The sequence below is a fragment of the Nocardia sp. SSK8 genome (assembly GCF_037034205.1).
Classification (GTDB): domain Bacteria; phylum Actinomycetota; class Actinomycetes; order Mycobacteriales; family Mycobacteriaceae; genus Nocardia.
On the sequence record NZ_JBAGKD010000001.1, the window covers coordinates 328,570 to 344,734 of the forward strand.

The 16,165-nt window shown below is 70.6% G+C and carries 17 protein-coding genes; 12 read left to right on the forward strand and 5 right to left on the reverse strand.

The genetic code is table 11. From position 1 onward, the window contains the following. Positions 1–30: 30 nt before the first annotated feature. Positions 31–432, reverse strand: coding sequence for an AMP-binding protein (locus WA675_RS01485; protein ID WP_336081223.1), 402 nt, complete (start codon positions 430–432; stop codon positions 31–33). 142 nt (positions 433–574) lie between these two features. Continuing rightward, on the reverse strand, positions 575–1,378 hold the full coding sequence (locus WA675_RS01490; protein ID WP_336081225.1) for a VOC family protein: 804 nt from the start codon (positions 1,376–1,378) through the stop codon (positions 575–577). A 306-nt stretch (positions 1,379–1,684) separates the two neighbouring features. Here WA675_RS01490 and ctaD point away from each other — a divergent pair, with 306 nt between their 5' ends. The 9 genes from ctaD to WA675_RS01535 all read left to right on the forward strand — a co-directional run bounded on the left by ctaD (position 1,685) and on the right by WA675_RS01535 (position 11,369). Further along, positions 1,685–3,430 carry an aa3-type cytochrome oxidase subunit I gene (gene ctaD / locus WA675_RS01495; protein ID WP_278263629.1) on the forward strand — a complete coding sequence of 582 codons (1,746 nt, stop codon included), beginning with the start codon at positions 1,685–1,687 and terminating at the stop codon, positions 3,428–3,430. 83 nt (positions 3,431–3,513) lie between these two features. Next, positions 3,514–4,740: a phosphoserine phosphatase SerB gene (gene serB / locus WA675_RS01500; protein WP_336081835.1), complete on the forward strand. Its 1,227-nt coding sequence runs from the start codon at positions 3,514–3,516 to the stop codon at positions 4,738–4,740. Between the two features lie 81 nt (positions 4,741–4,821). Beyond that, complete coding sequence (locus tag WA675_RS01505; RefSeq protein WP_336081227.1) at positions 4,822–5,244, forward strand: protease inhibitor I42 family protein; 423 nt, start codon at positions 4,822–4,824, stop codon at positions 5,242–5,244. A gap of 33 nt (positions 5,245–5,277) precedes the next feature. After that, positions 5,278–6,048, forward strand: a complete 771-nt coding sequence (locus tag WA675_RS01510; RefSeq protein WP_336081229.1) for a peptidyl-tRNA hydrolase — start codon at positions 5,278–5,280, stop codon at positions 6,046–6,048. 101 nt (positions 6,049–6,149) lie between these two features. Next, on the forward strand, positions 6,150–6,989 hold the full coding sequence (locus WA675_RS01515) for an ABC transporter ATP-binding protein (RefSeq protein ID WP_336081231.1): 840 nt from the start codon (positions 6,150–6,152) through the stop codon (positions 6,987–6,989). A gap of 353 nt (positions 6,990–7,342) precedes the next feature. Next, positions 7,343–8,149, forward strand: coding sequence for an NUDIX hydrolase (locus WA675_RS01520; RefSeq protein ID WP_336081232.1), 807 nt, complete (start codon positions 7,343–7,345; stop codon positions 8,147–8,149). A gap of 9 nt (positions 8,150–8,158) precedes the next feature. Further along, a complete protein-coding gene (locus WA675_RS01525; RefSeq protein ID WP_336081233.1) occupies positions 8,159–8,935 on the forward strand; it encodes an enoyl-CoA hydratase-related protein in 777 nt (258 codons plus the stop codon). Between the two features lie 88 nt (positions 8,936–9,023). Beyond that, entirely contained in the window at positions 9,024–10,001 is a 978-nt protein-coding gene (locus tag WA675_RS01530) for a class I SAM-dependent methyltransferase (RefSeq protein ID WP_336081234.1), read from the forward strand. A 105-nt stretch (positions 10,002–10,106) separates the two neighbouring features. Then, on the forward strand, positions 10,107–11,369 hold the full coding sequence (locus WA675_RS01535; RefSeq protein WP_442945549.1) for a THUMP-like domain-containing protein: 1,263 nt from the start codon (positions 10,107–10,109) through the stop codon (positions 11,367–11,369). A 202-nt stretch (positions 11,370–11,571) separates the two neighbouring features. On the opposite strand, the gene WA675_RS01540 is transcribed toward WA675_RS01535, so the two are convergent. Continuing rightward, positions 11,572–11,973 carry a RidA family protein gene (locus WA675_RS01540; RefSeq protein WP_336081237.1) on the reverse strand — a complete coding sequence of 134 codons (402 nt, stop codon included), beginning with the start codon at positions 11,971–11,973 and terminating at the stop codon, positions 11,572–11,574. A 106-nt stretch (positions 11,974–12,079) separates the two neighbouring features. Between WA675_RS01540 and WA675_RS01545 the strand changes: the two genes are divergently transcribed. Continuing rightward, a complete protein-coding gene (locus WA675_RS01545) occupies positions 12,080–13,060 on the forward strand; it encodes a helix-turn-helix transcriptional regulator (protein ID WP_336081239.1) in 981 nt (326 codons plus the stop codon). Beyond that, positions 13,060–13,371: a hypothetical protein gene (locus WA675_RS01550; protein ID WP_336081240.1), complete on the forward strand. Its 312-nt coding sequence runs from the start codon at positions 13,060–13,062 to the stop codon at positions 13,369–13,371. The genes WA675_RS01545 and WA675_RS01550 overlap by 1 nt, the downstream gene beginning before the upstream one ends. A 28-nt stretch (positions 13,372–13,399) precedes the next feature. On the opposite strand, the gene WA675_RS01555 is transcribed toward WA675_RS01550, so the two are convergent. Beyond that, positions 13,400–13,939 (reverse strand): DUF1697 domain-containing protein, encoded by a 540-nt coding sequence (locus WA675_RS01555; protein WP_336081241.1) that lies wholly within the window; start codon positions 13,937–13,939, stop codon positions 13,400–13,402. Positions 13,940–13,986: 47 nt separating this feature from the next. After that, complete coding sequence (locus tag WA675_RS01560) at positions 13,987–14,736, reverse strand: acyltransferase (RefSeq protein ID WP_336081242.1); 750 nt, start codon at positions 14,734–14,736, stop codon at positions 13,987–13,989. Between the two features lie 134 nt (positions 14,737–14,870). Here WA675_RS01560 and WA675_RS01565 point away from each other — a divergent pair, with 134 nt between their 5' ends. Beyond that, a complete protein-coding gene (locus WA675_RS01565) occupies positions 14,871–16,163 on the forward strand; it encodes an outer membrane protein assembly factor BamB family protein (protein WP_336081243.1) in 1,293 nt (430 codons plus the stop codon). Positions 16,164–16,165: the final 2 nt, after the last annotated feature.

Sequence of the window (16,165 nt, forward strand, 5' to 3'; positions counted from 1 at the left end):
GAACCTGTGCGGGCCGGATCGGAATGGCTCTCAGGAGACCGCGCGCAGATCCGCGCTCGACAGCGGCGCGTCCGAACTCACCAGGTAGTGGCGCAGCGTGCCGCGATCGTCGAGCACCAGCCAGTCCACCGCATCGGTCAGCGCGGGCCGGTGCTCGCGGACGGTGATCCCGAATCGGGGCGTGGGGGCGGTCTCCGCGACCGGGATCGCGCCGATCTTGCGCACGGCGGCCTCGGCCACGATCGCCTCGATCCGGGGCTCCACCACCAGCGCGACCCGCTCGCCCGCCACGGCCCCGCGGGCCAGCAGCAGCCGGGCCAGGCGATTGGCCCAGCGGTCCAGATCGGCGTCGGCGAGCGTGCCGTCGGCGATCGGGGCGCGCTGCGGGAGCTGGATGACGTTGTCGGCGGAAGCGGTGGCCAGTGCGTTCATCGTGATTCCCCTCGGGGCTGGTGGGAGGTGTTTTTCGGTACCTCTCCACCCTCGCCGCCGGACGGGGTGTCCGACAGCGACCCCAGCGTTGGGGTCGCCACTCCCAGGGTGGGTGATTACCACCCCGAGGTGGGTGAACCGCTCAGCGCTTGTTGCCGCCGATGCTGAAATGCGCGCCGGTGGCGTCGGTGAGCCCGGCCAGGCGGCCGTAGGGGGTGTCCATCGGCTCGAAGACGATCGCGCCGCCGAGTTCCGCCGCCCGCGCGGCCGTCGTGTCCACGTCCTCGGCGCCGAAGTAGACCGTCCACGCGCCGGGCACGCCCTCGGGCAGGTGGCCGTTGGCGTCCATCACGCCGCCGAGCATGGGGGAGGTGGCGTGCAGGGTGGTGTAGCGGAACTCGTCGGAATCGGCGACGGTGAAGGTGTCGTCCCAGCCGAAGACGTCCCGGTAGAAGGTCAGCGAGGGCTCGTAGGCGCGGGTCATCAGCTCGAACCAGGACGGCACCCCGGCATGGCCGGACCAGGTGCCGTCGGCGACCGTGCCCCTGGCCTGGAAGCCGCCGAAGGTGTCGGCCTGCCACACCCCGACACCCACGCCGCCGACATCGGCGAGCACGGCCATGGTGCCGATATCGGCGACCGCCATCGGCGGGAGGAAGACCTGGCCGCCCGCCTCGCTCGCCTTGGCGGTGGTCGCGGCCGCGTCGGTCGAGGACAGGTAGACCGTCCACCGGTCGGGGTAGGGGTCACCGGCGTCTTCCTGCCGCGACATCGCGCCCGCCACCGCGCTCCCGTCCTTGCTGAAGGTGGTGTACCCACCGAACTCCGGGCCGCCGCGGTCGGCGGTCCAGCCGAAGAGCTCGCCGTAGAAGGCGATCGAACGGTCCAGATCGGCGGTGTAGAGATCGGCCCAGACGGGATCGCCGGGCTTGGGGGTGATCGTCATGACGGACTCCTCGGTTCGACAGATGGTTCGACAGAGGCGGTGGGCACAGCGCGCACCGTCATCGATCATGACGCGCCGAACCGCGAAAAGTCATCGCCGCCAACCGTTGCACCCGCTGGACCTGCGGAGGAAGATCGAGACCGGCGTCGGGCCGCCGTCTACGGCGCGCCGAATACGACACAGAGTAGGACCCGCGCGGAATGCTGCGGCAGCACGGTTTACGATCACTTCAACGCATGTCTGCTGCTGTCCTCCCGAGGCGGGGCCGACGCTGCGAGTGACGTACAGGCATCTTCAGGAGGATCAGTGACTGCGGTAGAGCCCAGGCCAGTCCCTCAGTTGGAAGCGACTCGACCGTATCCGGCTCGGACCGGGCCGAAGGGCTCGTTCCTCTACAAGGCGGTCACCACCACCGACCCCAAGGTGCTCGGCACCATGTACCTGGTGACGGCGATCAGCTTCTTCCTGGTCGGCGGTCTCATGGCGCTGCTCATGCGCGCCGAGCTCGCGCGCCCGGGTCTGCAGTTCCTTTCGCCGGAACAGTTCAACCAGCTGTTCACCATGCACGGCACGATCATGCTGCTGTTCTACGCGACCGCGATCGTGTTCGGCTTCGCCAACATCATCCTGCCGCTGCAGATCGGCGCCCCCGACGTCGCCTTCCCGCGCCTGAACGCGTTCAGCTACTGGCTGTACCTGTTCGGCGGCACCATGGCGACCGCGGGCTTCGTGACCCCCGGTGGCGCGGCGGACTTCGGCTGGACGGCCTACGTGCCGCTGACCGACATCCTGCACTCGCCCGGTGTCGGCACCGACCTGTGGATCCTGGGTCTGGCCGTCTCCGGTCTGGGCACCATCCTCGGTGGTGTCAACATGCTGACCACCGTGGTCTGCCTGCGCGCGCCCGGTATGACCATGTTCCGCATGCCGATCTTCACCTGGAACATCGCGGTGACCTCGGTCCTGGTGCTGCTGGCCTTCCCGCTGCTCACCGCGGCGCTGTTCGGTCTGGCCTACGACCGCCACCTGGGCGGCCACATCTACGACCCGGCCACCGGCGGCATCCTGCTCTACCAGCACCTGTTCTGGTTCTTCGGCCACCCCGAGGTATACATCATCGCGCTGCCGTTCTTCGGCATCGTCTCCGAGATCTTCCCGGTCTTCAGCCGTAAGCCGATCTTCGGTTACACCACGCTGGTCTACGCGACCCTGGGTATCGCGGCGCTGTCGATCGCGGTGTGGGCGCACCACATGTACGCCACCGGCGCGGTGCTGCTGCCGTACTTCTCCTTCATGACCTTCCTCATCGCGGTCCCGACCGGTGTGAAGTTCTTCAACTGGATCGGCACCATGTGGCGCGGTCAGCTGACGTTCGAATCACCGATGCTGTGGTCCATCGGCTTCCTGGTGACCTTCCTCTTCGGTGGTCTGTCGGGCGTCATCCTGGCCTCGCCGCCGCTGGACTTCCACGTCACCGACTCGTACTTCGTCGTCGCGCACTTCCACTACGTGCTCTTCGGCACCATCGTGTTCGCCACCTTCGCGGGTATCTACTTCTGGTTCCCGAAGATCACCGGCCGCATGATGGACGAGCGTCTCGCGAAGTGGCACTTCTGGACCACCTTCGTCGGCTTCCACACCACCTTCCTGGTGCAGCACTGGCTGGGTGCCGAGGGCATGCCGCGTCGTTACGCCGACTACCTGCCCAGCGACGGCTTCACCACGCTGAACACCATCTCCACCATCGGTGCCTTCATCCTGGGCTCGTCGATGCTGCCGTTCGTGTGGAACACGTTCAAGAGCTACCGTTACGGCGAGGTCGTCACCGTGGACGATCCGTGGGGCTACGGCAACTCCCTGGAGTGGGCCACCACCTGCCCGCCGCCGCGCCACAACTTCTACGAGCTGCCGCGCATCCGTTCGGAGCGTCCCGCGTTCGAGCTGCACTACCCGCACATGGTCGAGCGCATGAAGGCCGAGGCGCACGTCGGCTGGGGTTCGGGCAAGCACAAGGCGCACGCCGCCGAGGAAGTCGCGCTCGCGAAGAAGTAGCAAAACACCGTAAGACAAGGGTGTGCACCTGCTGGGGTGACCAGCGGGTGCACACTCTTTTTGTGGGTAATCGAACGGAGCAGATCGACTTGGCCGACACCACAGTTCTCGTGACCGTCACCGGCCCTGACCGGCCCGGCGTCACGTCGGTCCTACTGACGGCGCTGTCCAAGCATCAGGTGAGCCTGCTCGACGTCGAACAGGTCGTCATCCGGGGGCGGCTGACCCTGGGCGTGCTGGTGTCGTGCCCGAACGACCCCGAAGCCCTCCAGGACGACCTCGAAGAGGCGATGAACACCGTCGGCATGCAGGTCGACGTCTCCGTCGACGCGCAGATCGGCAAGCCGCCGATGTCCACGCACGCCGTCGTCGTGCTGGGCGCGCCGGTCACCGCGCACGCCTTCAGCGCCATCTCGCGCATCCTGGCCGCCCTCGGCGCCAATATCGACACCATCCGCGGCATCGCCGACTACCCGGTGACCGGCATGGAACTCATGGTCACCGCGACCGACACCGGCGCCGACACCGACTCCCGGCTGCGCACCGCGCTGGCCGACGTGGCCGTCGCCGAACAGGTCGATATCGCGGTGGAGCGCGCGGGGCTGGCCCGGCGGGCCAAGCGGCTCATCGTCTTCGACGTGGACTCCACCCTCATCCAGGGTGAGGTCATCGAGATGCTGGCCGCGCACGCCGGGGTCGAGGAGCAGGTCCGCGAGGTCACCGAGGCGGCTATGCGCGGCGAGCTCGACTTCGCCGAATCGCTGCGGCAGCGAGTGGCCACCCTCGAGGGTCTCGACGCCTCGGTGATCGACGAGGTCGCCGACCGCATCGAACTCACCCCCGGCGCCCGCACCACCATCCGCACGCTGCGCCGCATCGGGTTCCGCTGCGGCGTGGTCTCCGGCGGGTTCCGCCAGGTCATCGAGCCGCTCGCGCACGAGCTGGAACTCGATTTCGTGCAGGCCAACACGCTCGAGATCGTCGACGGGAAACTCACCGGCCGGGTGGTCGGCGAGATCGTCGACCGGGCGTTCAAGGCCACCGCGCTGCGCAAGTTCGCCGCCGACGCCGGGGTGCCGATGGAACAGACCGTCGCGGTCGGTGACGGTGCCAACGACATCGACATGCTCAATGCCGCCGGGCTGGGTGTGGCGTTCAACGCCAAGCCCGCGCTGCGCGAGGTGGCCGATACCGCGCTGTCGCATCCGTACCTGGACGCGGTGCTGTTCATCCTGGGCGTCACCCGCGACGAGGTCGAGGCCGCCGACGCCCGTGACGGGGGCGTGCGTCGGGTGCCGCTCGGTCGCTGACGCCGAAACGAGACTGCCGGGACGTAGAGTGACGACGAGGTGTTCCGAGTCGTCGTCACTGTTCGTCACTGGGAGGCTGCGGTGCGTAGAACGTTGTTCGTCCTGATCGCCGTGGCGAGTGTGGGGACACTGACCGCGGGCTGCGGCAGCGACGAGAAGCTGATCACCGAGGTGACGCTGCCGACCTACCCGCCCGCGAGCGCGGAACCGCCGGTGGTGATCGACCAGACCGTCAACGGCGGCACGGTGGTCCTGCCGGTCGGCCGTCGCCTGCACGTGCGGCTGCCGCAGTCGCCGGACTCCACCGACCAGTGGGCCGTGGTGAACTTCGAGTCGGGCATCCTGATCACCGACGGCGGTCCCCTGGCCGACGGCAATGCCACGATCTGGCAGTACCGCACGGTCCAGCCGGGGAACACCGCGCTCCAGTACAGCTACACCCCGGCCAACAAGCCCCCGGTGCTGCCCGCCCCCGCCTTCCACCTCGATGTGCGGGTGACCTGAACGGTCGTCCGGCTCGATTAGGCTGATCCGACGATGAGCGACGAATCGACCGGCACCGTGGACGCCCCCGACGACACCGACACCTTCGCCCTGCGACACGCCGAACTCGCCCGGGGCTACGGCGGCGCGGGCGATCCCGCCGATCCGGCCCTGGTGCAGGCCATGCAGATGGTGCTGCACATTCCCAAGACCGACCCGCCCGCCCGCAGTGCCCTGCTGGCCGCCGCGGCCGCGTCGGCGCTGGCGGTCTGCCTGGACCCGCGCTCGGGACCGGGCGGGGAGTGGGAGCCGCGGTATCTGGCGTGGAAGCGCTCGCGGATCCGGAAGGTCGCGCGGCGGGCCAGGGGCGCGCAGTGGGTGGCCGCCGGGGCGGTCGACGGGGTGACCGTCGAGGTCGACGGGGCGCAGGCGCGCGCGTTCGTGCCCGGGCCGGTCGGCGCGATCGACCAGCGCGTGCGCAAACTCCAGATCGGCGGCACCGATCTCGACCACGACGAGCCGGGCCCGGCCGACCCCACGCTGCCGGTGCTGTGGGTGAACGCGGCGCTGGAGATGTCGGTGGGCAAGGCGGCCGCGCAGGTGGGTCACGCGAGCATGCTGCTGGCCGGTGCGCTGCCGGTCGAGGTGGTCGAGGACTGGGCGCGCCGGGAATTCCGCTGCGCGGTCCGCGATGCCGACGCCGAGCAGTGGGCGCGGCTCACCGCCGAGGTGGCGGCGGGTCGCGCGGTCGCCGTGCGCGACGCCGGATTCACCGAAGTAGCACCGGGTTCGATGACGGTCATCGCGGTGCCCGCCGCGCACTGACCCCGGCCGACACGCGCGCACCGGCCTTCGCGCACCGCGTGACCCGGCCGCGCGAATCCGATCCGGGCCGGTCGTTCCGCAAAGGGCCCGGGTGGTCCAAGATGGAGCGCGTGTCGCAACCCGATCCCGATCCCGATCTGCTCATCGACTTCACCGACGTCACCATCCGCCGCGCGGGCCGAACGCTCGTCGGCCCGGTCACCTGGCAGGTCGAGCTCGACGAACGCTGGGTGGTGCTCGGCCCCAACGGGGCGGGCAAGACCTCGCTGCTGAGAATGGCCGCGGCCGAGGTCCATCCGACCTCCGGCGCGGCGAACCTGCTGGGGGAGACGCTCGGTCGCGTCGACGTCACCGAACTGCGCCCGCGCATCGGCCTGTCCTCGGCGGCGGTGGCGAGCCGCATCCCGGTCGACGAGAAGGTCAGCGACCTCGTCGTCTCGGCCGGGTACGCGGTGCTGGGCCGCTGGCGCGAGCGCTACGACCGCATCGACACCGAACGCGCGGTCGACATGCTGGAAACCCTGGGCGCCGAACACCTTTCCGACCGCACCTACGGCACGCTGTCCGAGGGCGAGCGCAAGCGGGTGCTCATCGCGCGCGCCCTGATGACCGACCCCGAACTGCTGCTGCTCGACGAACCCGCCGCGGGCCTGGACCTGGGCGGCCGCGAGGAACTGGTCGAGCGGCTGGGCAATCTGGCCGCCGATCCCGACGCGCCCGCCATGGTGCTGGTGACCCACCACGTGGAGGAGATCCCGCCGGGCTTCACCCACGCGCTGCTGCTCAAGGAAGGCGAGGTGGTGGGCCAGGGACTGCTCGAGGACGTGCTCACGGCGGCCAACCTCAGCGCCGCCTTCAGCCAGTCCATCGCGCTGGACCGGGTCGACGGGCGCTGGTTCGCCCGGCGGGCCCGGCGGGCGGGTCAGCATCGGCGCGCCTGAACCACCCAGCGGGGCAGTGCCACACCTGAGCTGCCGAGCGGGGCCGCTCCGGCGCGCCCGAACCGCCCAGCAGGGGCAGCACCGCCGGGCCTGAACCGCCCAGCAGCGCACCGCCACGCCGGAGCCGCCCAAGCGGGGCAAACTGCCGGGCCTGAATCGCGCCGCGTGGGGCAGCACCGCGGGCTGAACGTCCACTGAGCGGGAAGCCGGGTCGCGCGCGCCCGAACCGTTACCGTGGCGAACCAAGCGGGCGTTAGGGTGCTGACAGGCCGGTGCATCGGCGCACCGGTCCGAGCGCACCCGGCGCATGGCCCCAGGTCGGTCGTGGGTGCGCGCAGGTGGAGAGGAACGGTATGAGTGAGTCCGGGGTGCCCGTGCGGGACGCGTCGACGGTGATTCTGGTGCGCGACGGTGAGACGGGCCTGGAAGTGTTCCTGCAGCAGCGGGTCAAGGGCATGGCCTTCGCCGGTGGGATGACCGTGTTCCCTGGCGGCGGGGTCGACCGCACCGACGCCACCGCCGATATCGCGTGGGCCGGTCCCGGCCCCGACTGGTGGGCTCAGCGCTTCGGTACCGACGAACCCGGCGCGCAGGCGCTGGTCGCCGCGGCTGTGCGCGAGACCTTCGAGGAATGCGGCGTGCTGCTGGCTGGCCCGACCGCGGAGACCGTCGTCGACGACCCCACCTCCTACCGCGAGGCGCGTGGCAGGCTCGAGCGCCGTGAACTCTCGCTGGCCGAGTTCCTGGCGGCCGAGGGGTTGGTGCTGCGCGCCGATCTGCTGCGCCCGTGGTCCAACTGGATCACCCCGGTGGCCGAACCGCGCCGCTACGACACCCGCTTCTTCGTCGCCGTGCTGCCGCAGGGCCAGAGCGCCGACGGCGCCACCTCCGAGGCCGCCCGGGTGGCCTGGGCGAGCCCCAGCGCCGCGCTGGCGAGCTGGAAGGCGGGCGAACACGTGCTGCTCCCGCCGACCTGGTCGCAGCTCGACGCCCTGTGCGGTTTCGCCGACACCGCCGCCGTGCTGGCCGCCGAGCGGCCGATCACCCCGATCATGCCCACCTACACGCCCACCGGCGACGGCCCGCCGCTCACCGACTTCCCCGACAACGGCCGGTATTTCGCGGAGCTGCCGCAGCTGGGTGCACTGGGCGGCCGGTAGGTTGGCCGCATGGCCGAATTCGTCACCCTCGAGCTGCCCGCGGAGCCGACCGCCCGCGGCGTCGCGCTGCTGCGCATCGATCGCCCGCCGCTGAACCTCGTCGACGCCCAGCTGGCCAGGGAGGTGGCCGCCGCCGCGGCGACGGTCGCCCAGCATCCGGGCGTGGCCGCGCTCATCGTCTACGGCGACGAGCGGGTGTTCAGCGCCGGTGACGAGATGCGCGAGCTGGCCGAACTCGACGCCGGACAGGCCGCGGCCATGGCCGCCGATCTGCAGAGCGCGCTGGGCTGTCTGACCCGGGTTCCGCAGCCGACCGTCGCCGCGATCACCGGTTACTGCCTGGGCGCCGGGCTGGAGCTGGCGCTGGGCGCCGACCACCGGATCATCGGCGACAACGTCAAGCTCGGGCTGCCGCAGATCAAGGCGGGCCTGATCCCGCTCTCGGGCATTCGCAGGCTCACCCAGCTGATCGGCGCGAGCCGGGCCAAGGACCTCGTCTACACCGGCCGTTTCGTCGACGCCGAGGAGGCCGCGACGCTCGGTCTGGTCGACGAGGTCGTGGCCCCCGACGACGTACTGGCCGCCGCGCGCCGCTGGGCCGAACAGTTCACCGCTGCGGCCCCGCGCGCCCTCGCGGCCGCCAAGGCGGTCTTCGAGGCGGGCCCGCACGGGCACTCCGCCGCGGTCACCGAATGGTCGGCGCTGTTCGACACCGACGACGCCCGCAACGGCACCCGGACCTTCGCCGCCGAGGGCCCCAACAGCGCCGTGTTCACCGGACACTGACCGGAGTACCGGTCGATCGCCCAGTTGGAACCATCGGAAACAAGACCGCTCACCGCGTGCTGAGGGTCTCCTATTACGCTGTGCTGTTATGACGGTCCACCCCGATGACCCGGCGCCGAACCCGCATGCCACCGAGGCCGAGGTCGAAGCAGCGCTCAAGGACACCAAGCTCGCCCAGGTCCTCTATCACGACTGGGAAGCCGAGACCTACGACGACAAGTGGTCGATCTCGTACGACGAGCGCTGTATCGCGTATGCGCGCGGCCGGTTCGACCTGGCCGTGGGCGACGCCCCGCTGCCCTACGAGCGGGCGCTCGAGCTCGGTTGCGGCACCGGCTTCTTCCTGCTGAACCTCATGCAGGGCGGCGTGGCCAAGACCGGCTCGGTCACCGACCTCTCGCCCGGCATGGTGAAGGTGGCGCTGCGCAACGCCGAGCACCTGGGCCTGGACGTGGACGGCCGCGTCGCCGACGCCGAGACCATCCCCTACGACGACGACACCTTCGACCTGGTCTGCGGCCACGCCGTGCTGCACCACATCCCCGACGTGGAGCTGGCGCTCAAGGAGTGCCTGCGGGTGCTCAAGCCGGGCGGCCGTTTCGTGTTCGCCGGTGAGCCGACCACCGTCGGCAACTTCTACGCCCGCAAGCTCGGCCAGGTCACCTGGAAGGTGACCACCGAGGTCACCAAGCTGCCGTTCCTGTCCGGCTGGCGCCGTCCGCAGACCGAGCTGGACGAGTCCTCCCGCGCCGCCGCGCTCGAGGCCGTCGTCGACCTGCACACCTTCGACCCCAGCGATCTGGAGAAGATGGCGAAGTCGGCCGGTGCCGTCGACGTGCAGGCCACCACCGAGGAATTCGCCGCCGCCCTGTGGGGCTGGCCGGTGCGTACCTTCGAGGCCGCCGTCCCCGACGAGAAGCTGACCGTGGGCTACCGCATGGCGCAGTACCGCGCCTGGCTGGGCCTGAGCTGGCTCGACGAGAACGTGCTGCGCAAGGTCGTGCCCCGCGAGTTCTTCTACAACGCGATGATCACCGGCGTGAAGCCGGGCGCCGCGCAGAAGTAGGTGGGTTACCGCTTCGGCCGCGACGACATCGCCTTTCTCGGCAGCGCGGCAGGCCGTGCCGCGCTCGCCGAGGTCGACCGGCTGGAGCTGACTCCCGCGACGCACCTGCGCGATATCGAGCAGGTGCGCCGCACCCACGGTGAACACACCGCCGCCCTCATCGAAACGGTGCGGTTGCGGCGCAAGGCCGCCGCCAAGCTGCCCGGCTCCGGCGGCTGGCTGTTCACCGACGACGCGTTGCAGCAGGCCACGCCCGCGCTGGTCGCCCGGCATCGGGCTGCCCGGCTGGCGGGGCGCGCCGTCCACGACGTCACCTGCTCGATCGGCGCGGAGCTGGCCGAATTGTCGCGGACCTGCCCGAGCGTCATCGGCAGCGATCTCGACGAGGTCCGCCTCGCCATCGCCGCCCACAATCTCGCTGTCGCGCCGGTGCTGGCGGCCGATCCCGGCGGGCTGCCGGATGGCCTCGCGTCCGCTCACGGTTTCCCGGCCGCCTCGCCGGACTCGCACGTGTCCACCGCTGCTCGCGACTTGGATGGCTCCGGGCCCGGCACCGTCGCTGCCGACGACCACGCTGTGCCCGATGCGGTGTCCGGTGCCGTGTACCGCCACGGGACCATCGTGCTGGCCAAGGCCGACGCCCTCACCCCCACCTCGCGCGACACCGTGATCATCGCCGATCCGGCCCGGCGCGCCGATGGCCGCCGCACCTACGATCCGGCCAAACTCCAGCCCCCGCTGCCCGATCTCCTCGCCGTCTACGCGGGCCGCGATATCGCCGTGAAGTCCGCGCCCGGACTGGATTTCGACCGGCTCGGCTGGTTCGGGGAGATCGAGGTGGTCTCCCTCGACGGGGCTGTGCGCGAAGCGTGCCTGTGGTCGCCGGGGCTGGCCGAACTCGGTGTCACCCGGCGCGCCACCGTCCTCGATTCCCGGGGCGGCACGACCACCCTCACCGACGCCGACCCCGACGACATCCCCGAGCGCGCCCCCGGCGCCTGGATCGTCGACCCCGACGGCGCCATCGTCCGCGCGGGCCTGGTCCGCCACTACGCCGCGAAACACGGCCTCTGGCAACTGGACCCGCAGATCGCCTACCTCACCGGCGAGACCGTCCCACCCGGTGTCCGCGGGTTCCGCGTCGAAGACCGCCTCGAACTCCGCGAGAAGACCCTCCGCCAGGAACTCGCCCGCCGCGACTGCGGCTCCCTCGAAATCCTGGTCCGCGGCATCGACCTCGACCCCGACGCCCTCCGTAAGAAACTCAAACTCCGCGGCACCCGCCCCTACACCCTGGTGATCACCCGCATCGGCCGCACCGGCGTCGTCTTCCTGTGCACGACGACCGCACCCGCTCCACGTCCCTGACAGCGCCGGAGCGGACATACGCGTGCGATCAGGCCGGACTCGTCGCCGGGACCGGCCCACCGCGTCGAGACGCGCGAATTGGTCTGCACGCAGGTGGATCTCGTGGGCGGCCGGATGGCCCAGCGGCGCTGTTCGCGGGGGCGACACCAGCCCCGGCGGTGGCCTGAACGCCGCCTCCGGCGAGCGGAGGCGGCGGGACGGATCAGTCGACGGCCGTGGCCTCGAGTTCGATCAGCTGGCCGGGGACGGCCAGGCGGGTGACGCCGAGCATGGTGGTGGCCGGGGCCGCGCCCGCCGCGCCCAGGCGGGCGGCCAGGACGCCGTAGTGCTGGAAGAGCAGGTCGACGTCGGTGGTGTAGACGTTGAGACGGACGAGGTTCGTCAGCGTCATGCCCGCCTCGGTGAGGACGGCTTCCACATTGTCGAGGCTCAGTGCCAGCTGGGCGGCGAGGTCGTCGGGGTGTTCGGGCTTGCCCTCGGCGTTCATGGCCGTCTGTCCCGAGCAGTACAGGGTGCGGGTCGCCCCGGTGACGAGCTCGCCCTGGTTGAATCCCAGCTCGAGCGACCAGTCCACAGGGTTGACGGCCGTACGTTGCGCTGCCACATCAGCTCCATTCGATTCGGTGACCGACGTCCCTCGACGTCGTGGCAGCAAGCCTCACAACCAATCACGACATCCTGTGTCGTGTATTCGGTGCTAGTTTTCCGGAGTGCGCGCGGACCGATTGGTGGCGCTGGTGCTGCTGCTGCGCCAGCGCGGCAGGCTCACGGCGGCCGAGCTGGCCGCCGAACTCGAGGTGTCCACCCGCACCGTCCTGCGCGATATCGAGGCGCTGTCCACGGCCGGGGTGCCCGTCTACACCGAACGCGGCAGGCACGGCGGCTTCGCCCTGCTGCCGGGATTCCGCACGGAGCTCACCGGCCTCAATCACGACGAAGCCCTGGCCCTGCTGATCGCCGGATCACGCCGTGGCGCACAGGCTTTCGGGCTCGGCTCGGCCCTGGCCTCGGCCATGCTCAAAGTCGTCGACGCGCTGCCTGCGAGCTATCGCGACACCGCCGCCGACGTGGCCGAACGGCTGCTCATCGAACCCGAAGCGGATCTGCTCGCCCGCAAGCAGGTCGTGGAGGAGGTACCCGTCGCGATCATGGCCGAGATCCGACGCGCGGTCTTCGCCGGTCACAAGCTGCGCATCCGCTACGCGGCCCCCGGCCAGGACCCGGCATGGCGCACCGTCGACCCCATCGGCCTCGTGGTCGTCCGCGACCAGGGCTACCTGCTGGCCACCCGCGTCGGCGAGGACCGCACCTACCGGCTCGCCAGGGTCGACGCCGCCGAACAACTTCCCGAACCGGCCCAGCGCCCCGACCGCGTCGACCTCGACCGCGCCTGGCAGGACCGCAGCACGCGCTTCCGCACCGGCGGCACACAACTCACCGTCGAACTCCACCTCGCCCCCGCGCGCCGCGAAGAACTCCTCGCCACCGCGCTGGCCGTCCTCGCCGAAGTACCCACCCCCGACGGCCTGCTGCGCCTCACGGTGACCTTCCAGGACACCCGCCACGCCGAATGGGCGCTCTGGCAACTCGGCACCGACGCCGAAGCCCTCTCCCCACCGGCCCTGCGCACCGCCCTGCGCGACCGCGCCACCGCCCTCAGCACCCGCTACGAACCTCGGAAAGGCCCCTGATGACCGTGTGGAACTCCCCGGACGACGTCGACTACGGCAGCGCCGTCGCCGAACAGCTCACCCTGATGGAGACCTACGCCGACGGCGAGATGACCCGCGCCGACTTCGTCACCGAATGGCAGTCCGCCCGCCGCCTCGCCACCACCAACGGCGAACAACTCGGCAAGGACTTCGCCTGGCTCCTCGACGGCGTGGACTCCGAAGTCCGCGACTACGCCACCGACCCCGCTCCGGAACCGGACGACCCCTCCGAAGACCCCCTCCGCGCGGAAGTGGACCAGGCCCGCATCGCCCTGGGCGGGCTCTACTGACCCTCGATCCCGCGCACCACCCGCTCGCTCAGGGACCCATCTTCCTGACCACCCGCTGGATCGTGAGCCAGGTGCGGGTGGTGATGTCCTTGCCGTACTGCTTCTCCAGCCAGGCCATGAAATCGGGGGTCTTGCCGGTCGAGTTGTCGATCACGGCCAGGACGGCGCGCGCGGCCGGGTCGACGCCGACCACGCGGGCCAGGGGGTCGTCGAAGCCGGGGATCTCGGCGGGTGCCTCGGGGGCCTTGAAGAAGGTGGCGATGAGGTAGGTGCCGCGGCCGTGGGTGAGGCCGGGGAAGGGGTCGGTGTCGAGGAGGGCTCGCAGGTCCTCGCGGGATCGCACGATCGTGCCGCCGGGGATGCCCAGCTCGGCGTTGAGCGCCTCCTGGATGCGGTCCTCCAGCGCGGGGATATCGGTGTCGGCGCAGCGGAAGACGATATTGCCGCTGGCCACCACCGAGGCCACGTCGGCGAAGCCGAGGCCGGTGAACACCGCGCGCAACTTGTCGTTGGTCATCTGCGGGTTCGACGGGGCGATCCCACGCAGCAACGCCGCATAGCTGTTCATGGCTGTGACCGTACCCACCGGCACCGACACGGTGGGTATGTCCGGCCTCAGCCCGCGGTGCTCTCGGCGTTCTTCTTGCGCTCGATATCGGCCAGGGCGGCCAGGTAGGCGGCGCGTTCCTCGGCGGTGGCGTCCCAGGCGACCTTGCGGTTCTTCACGACCTTGGCGGGCGCGCCGACGGCGATGCTGTAGTCGGGCACGTCCCCGCGCACCACCGCGTGCGCGCCGAGCACGCAGCCGCGGCCCACCCGGGTATCGCGCAGTACGGTCACCTTGGCCGCGATCCAGGTGTCCGGGCCGATGCGCACGGGGCTCTTGACGATGCCCTGGTCCTTGATGGGCAGGGTGATGTCGTCCATCTTGTGGTCGAAGTCGCAGATGTAGCACCAGTCGGCGACCAGGGTGGACTCACCGATCTCGATATCGAGGTAGGTGTTGACGACATTGTCCTTGCCGAACACGACCTTGTCGCCGATGCGCAGCGAGCCCTCGTGGCAGCGGATGGCGTTGCCGTCGCCGATGTGCACCCAGCGGCCGATCTCCATCCGGGCGAAGCCGGGGGTCGCGTGGATCTCCACATTGCGGCCCAGGAACACCATCCCGCGCAGCACGATGTGCGGGTTGGCCAGGCGGAACTTGGCCAGCCGGTAGTAGCGCACCAGGTACCAGGGGGTGTAGGCGCGATTGGCGAGCACCCAGCGCAACGAGTCTCTGGTCAGGAAGCGCGCCTGCTGCGGATCTCGGCGGCGCGATCCACGCCAGCGCGCGCTCAGTGGCGCACCCCACATGCTCGTCACGAAGTACTCTCCCTCGGAAAGAACGGGCGATCCACCGGGCCTGCCACCCGGGGATTCGGTCATCGGGTACACAGAGTACTTTCGTCAGCGCACACCAACAGTGCCCTACCCCGATTACCCAGGGAGATCAGCAGGTGCGAACCCGGACTCGCGTCGTTGCCTCGCTCGCTGCCGCCGGAGTGGTGGCGCTGGCCGGATGTGGCACGGATGTGGACGACATCACCGTCGGCGCCGGAAAAGGCTGGCCCGCCGTGCATCACGACGGCGCCAATGCCGGGGCGAGCCCGGTCGAGGGCGCGAAGGCGGTGGCCCTGCGCTGGTCGCGCCCGGTCGGCGGCCCGATCGCCCAGCCGTTGACCATCGGCCCCGAGGGCCAGATGTTCGTCACCACCAGCACCGGCAACTGCGCGATCTTCTCCTTCCAGATGCCCACCGGTCGCAAGCGCTTCTGCAACCAGCTCGGGCCATCCACGATCGCGGCGCCGACCGTGGTCGACGGCATCAGCAATGTCTACGTCGGCGACGACGGCGCGGTGAACTCGTTCAACTATCTCGGGCAGCCGCGCTGGCGCACCCCGGTGGCCGGGGTGCCGGTGGCGATCCAGTTCACCGGCGACGGCAAGGTGCTCACGGTGACCCAGTCCGGCCAGGTCGACGTGCTCAGCCGCCAGACCGGCGGCCGCGAGGTCCCCACCCTGCAACTGCTCGGCGAGCCCGACTTCCTGAAGTTCCCCGGCTTGACCAGGCCCGCCTCCGGCGACGGCCTCGACGACTGCGAGACCGGCGGCCCGCGCTGCGCCGTCGCCAACACCACCGCCGTCGACCCGGCCACCGGCCGCTTCTACGTCACCGTCTGGGAGCCCGGCAAGCCCGCCGCCGCCCTGCGCGCCCTGCGCTACGCCGACGGCAAGGTGACCCAGGACTGGAGCGCGGAGATGCTCACCGGCGGCAGCGCCACCAGCCCGACCCTCTCCGCCGACGGCGCCACCGTCTACGTCGGCGACAACAGCGGCCGCCTGATCGCCGTGAACGCCGAGGACGGCAGCACCCGCTGGACCCATGACCTCGGCTGGACCCCCGGCGGCGGCATCGCCCTCGCCGACGGCCTGCTCGTCCCCGCGGGCGACGACGGCCATCTCACGGCCCTGCGTGACACCGGCGACGGCGCCGAACTCGTCTGGGAGCGCGCCGATCTCCCGCTGCGCGGCACCCCCGCCCTCACCGCGGGCGGCGTCGGCTACACCGTGGCCGCCATCGGCGCGGGCCTCAACCTCATCACCTTCGACACCGCCACCGGTACCACGTTGGACTCCGACCACCTGCCCGATGCCACCGGCACCACCGCGGGCACCTCGATCGGCCCCGAGGGCGAGGTCGTGGTGGCCAGCCGCCTCGGCGAGATCTTCACCTTCATGCCGGAGGCCTGAAC

Coding starts and splice junctions, on each gene's coding strand:
- WA675_RS01555 (WP_336081241.1), bottom strand. CDS start 13,939: ATGAACAGCTATGCGGCGTTGCTGCGTGGGATCGCCCCGTCGAACCCG.
- WA675_RS01530 (WP_336081234.1), top strand. CDS start 9,024: ATGACGGTCCACCCCGATGACCCGGCGCCGAACCCGCATGCCACCGAG.
- WA675_RS01490 (WP_336081225.1), bottom strand. CDS start 1,378: ATGACGATCACCCCCAAGCCCGGCGATCCCGTCTGGGCCGATCTCTAC.
- WA675_RS01485 (WP_336081223.1), bottom strand. CDS start 432: ATGAACGCACTGGCCACCGCTTCCGCCGACAACGTCATCCAGCTCCCG.
- WA675_RS01510 (WP_336081229.1), top strand. CDS start 5,278: ATGAGCGACGAATCGACCGGCACCGTGGACGCCCCCGACGACACCGAC.
- WA675_RS01515 (WP_336081231.1), top strand. CDS start 6,150: ATGGAGCGCGTGTCGCAACCCGATCCCGATCCCGATCTGCTCATCGAC.
- WA675_RS01520 (WP_336081232.1), top strand. CDS start 7,343: ATGAGTGAGTCCGGGGTGCCCGTGCGGGACGCGTCGACGGTGATTCTG.
- WA675_RS01550 (WP_336081240.1), top strand. CDS start 13,060: ATGACCGTGTGGAACTCCCCGGACGACGTCGACTACGGCAGCGCCGTC.
- WA675_RS01525 (WP_336081233.1), top strand. CDS start 8,159: ATGGCCGAATTCGTCACCCTCGAGCTGCCCGCGGAGCCGACCGCCCGC.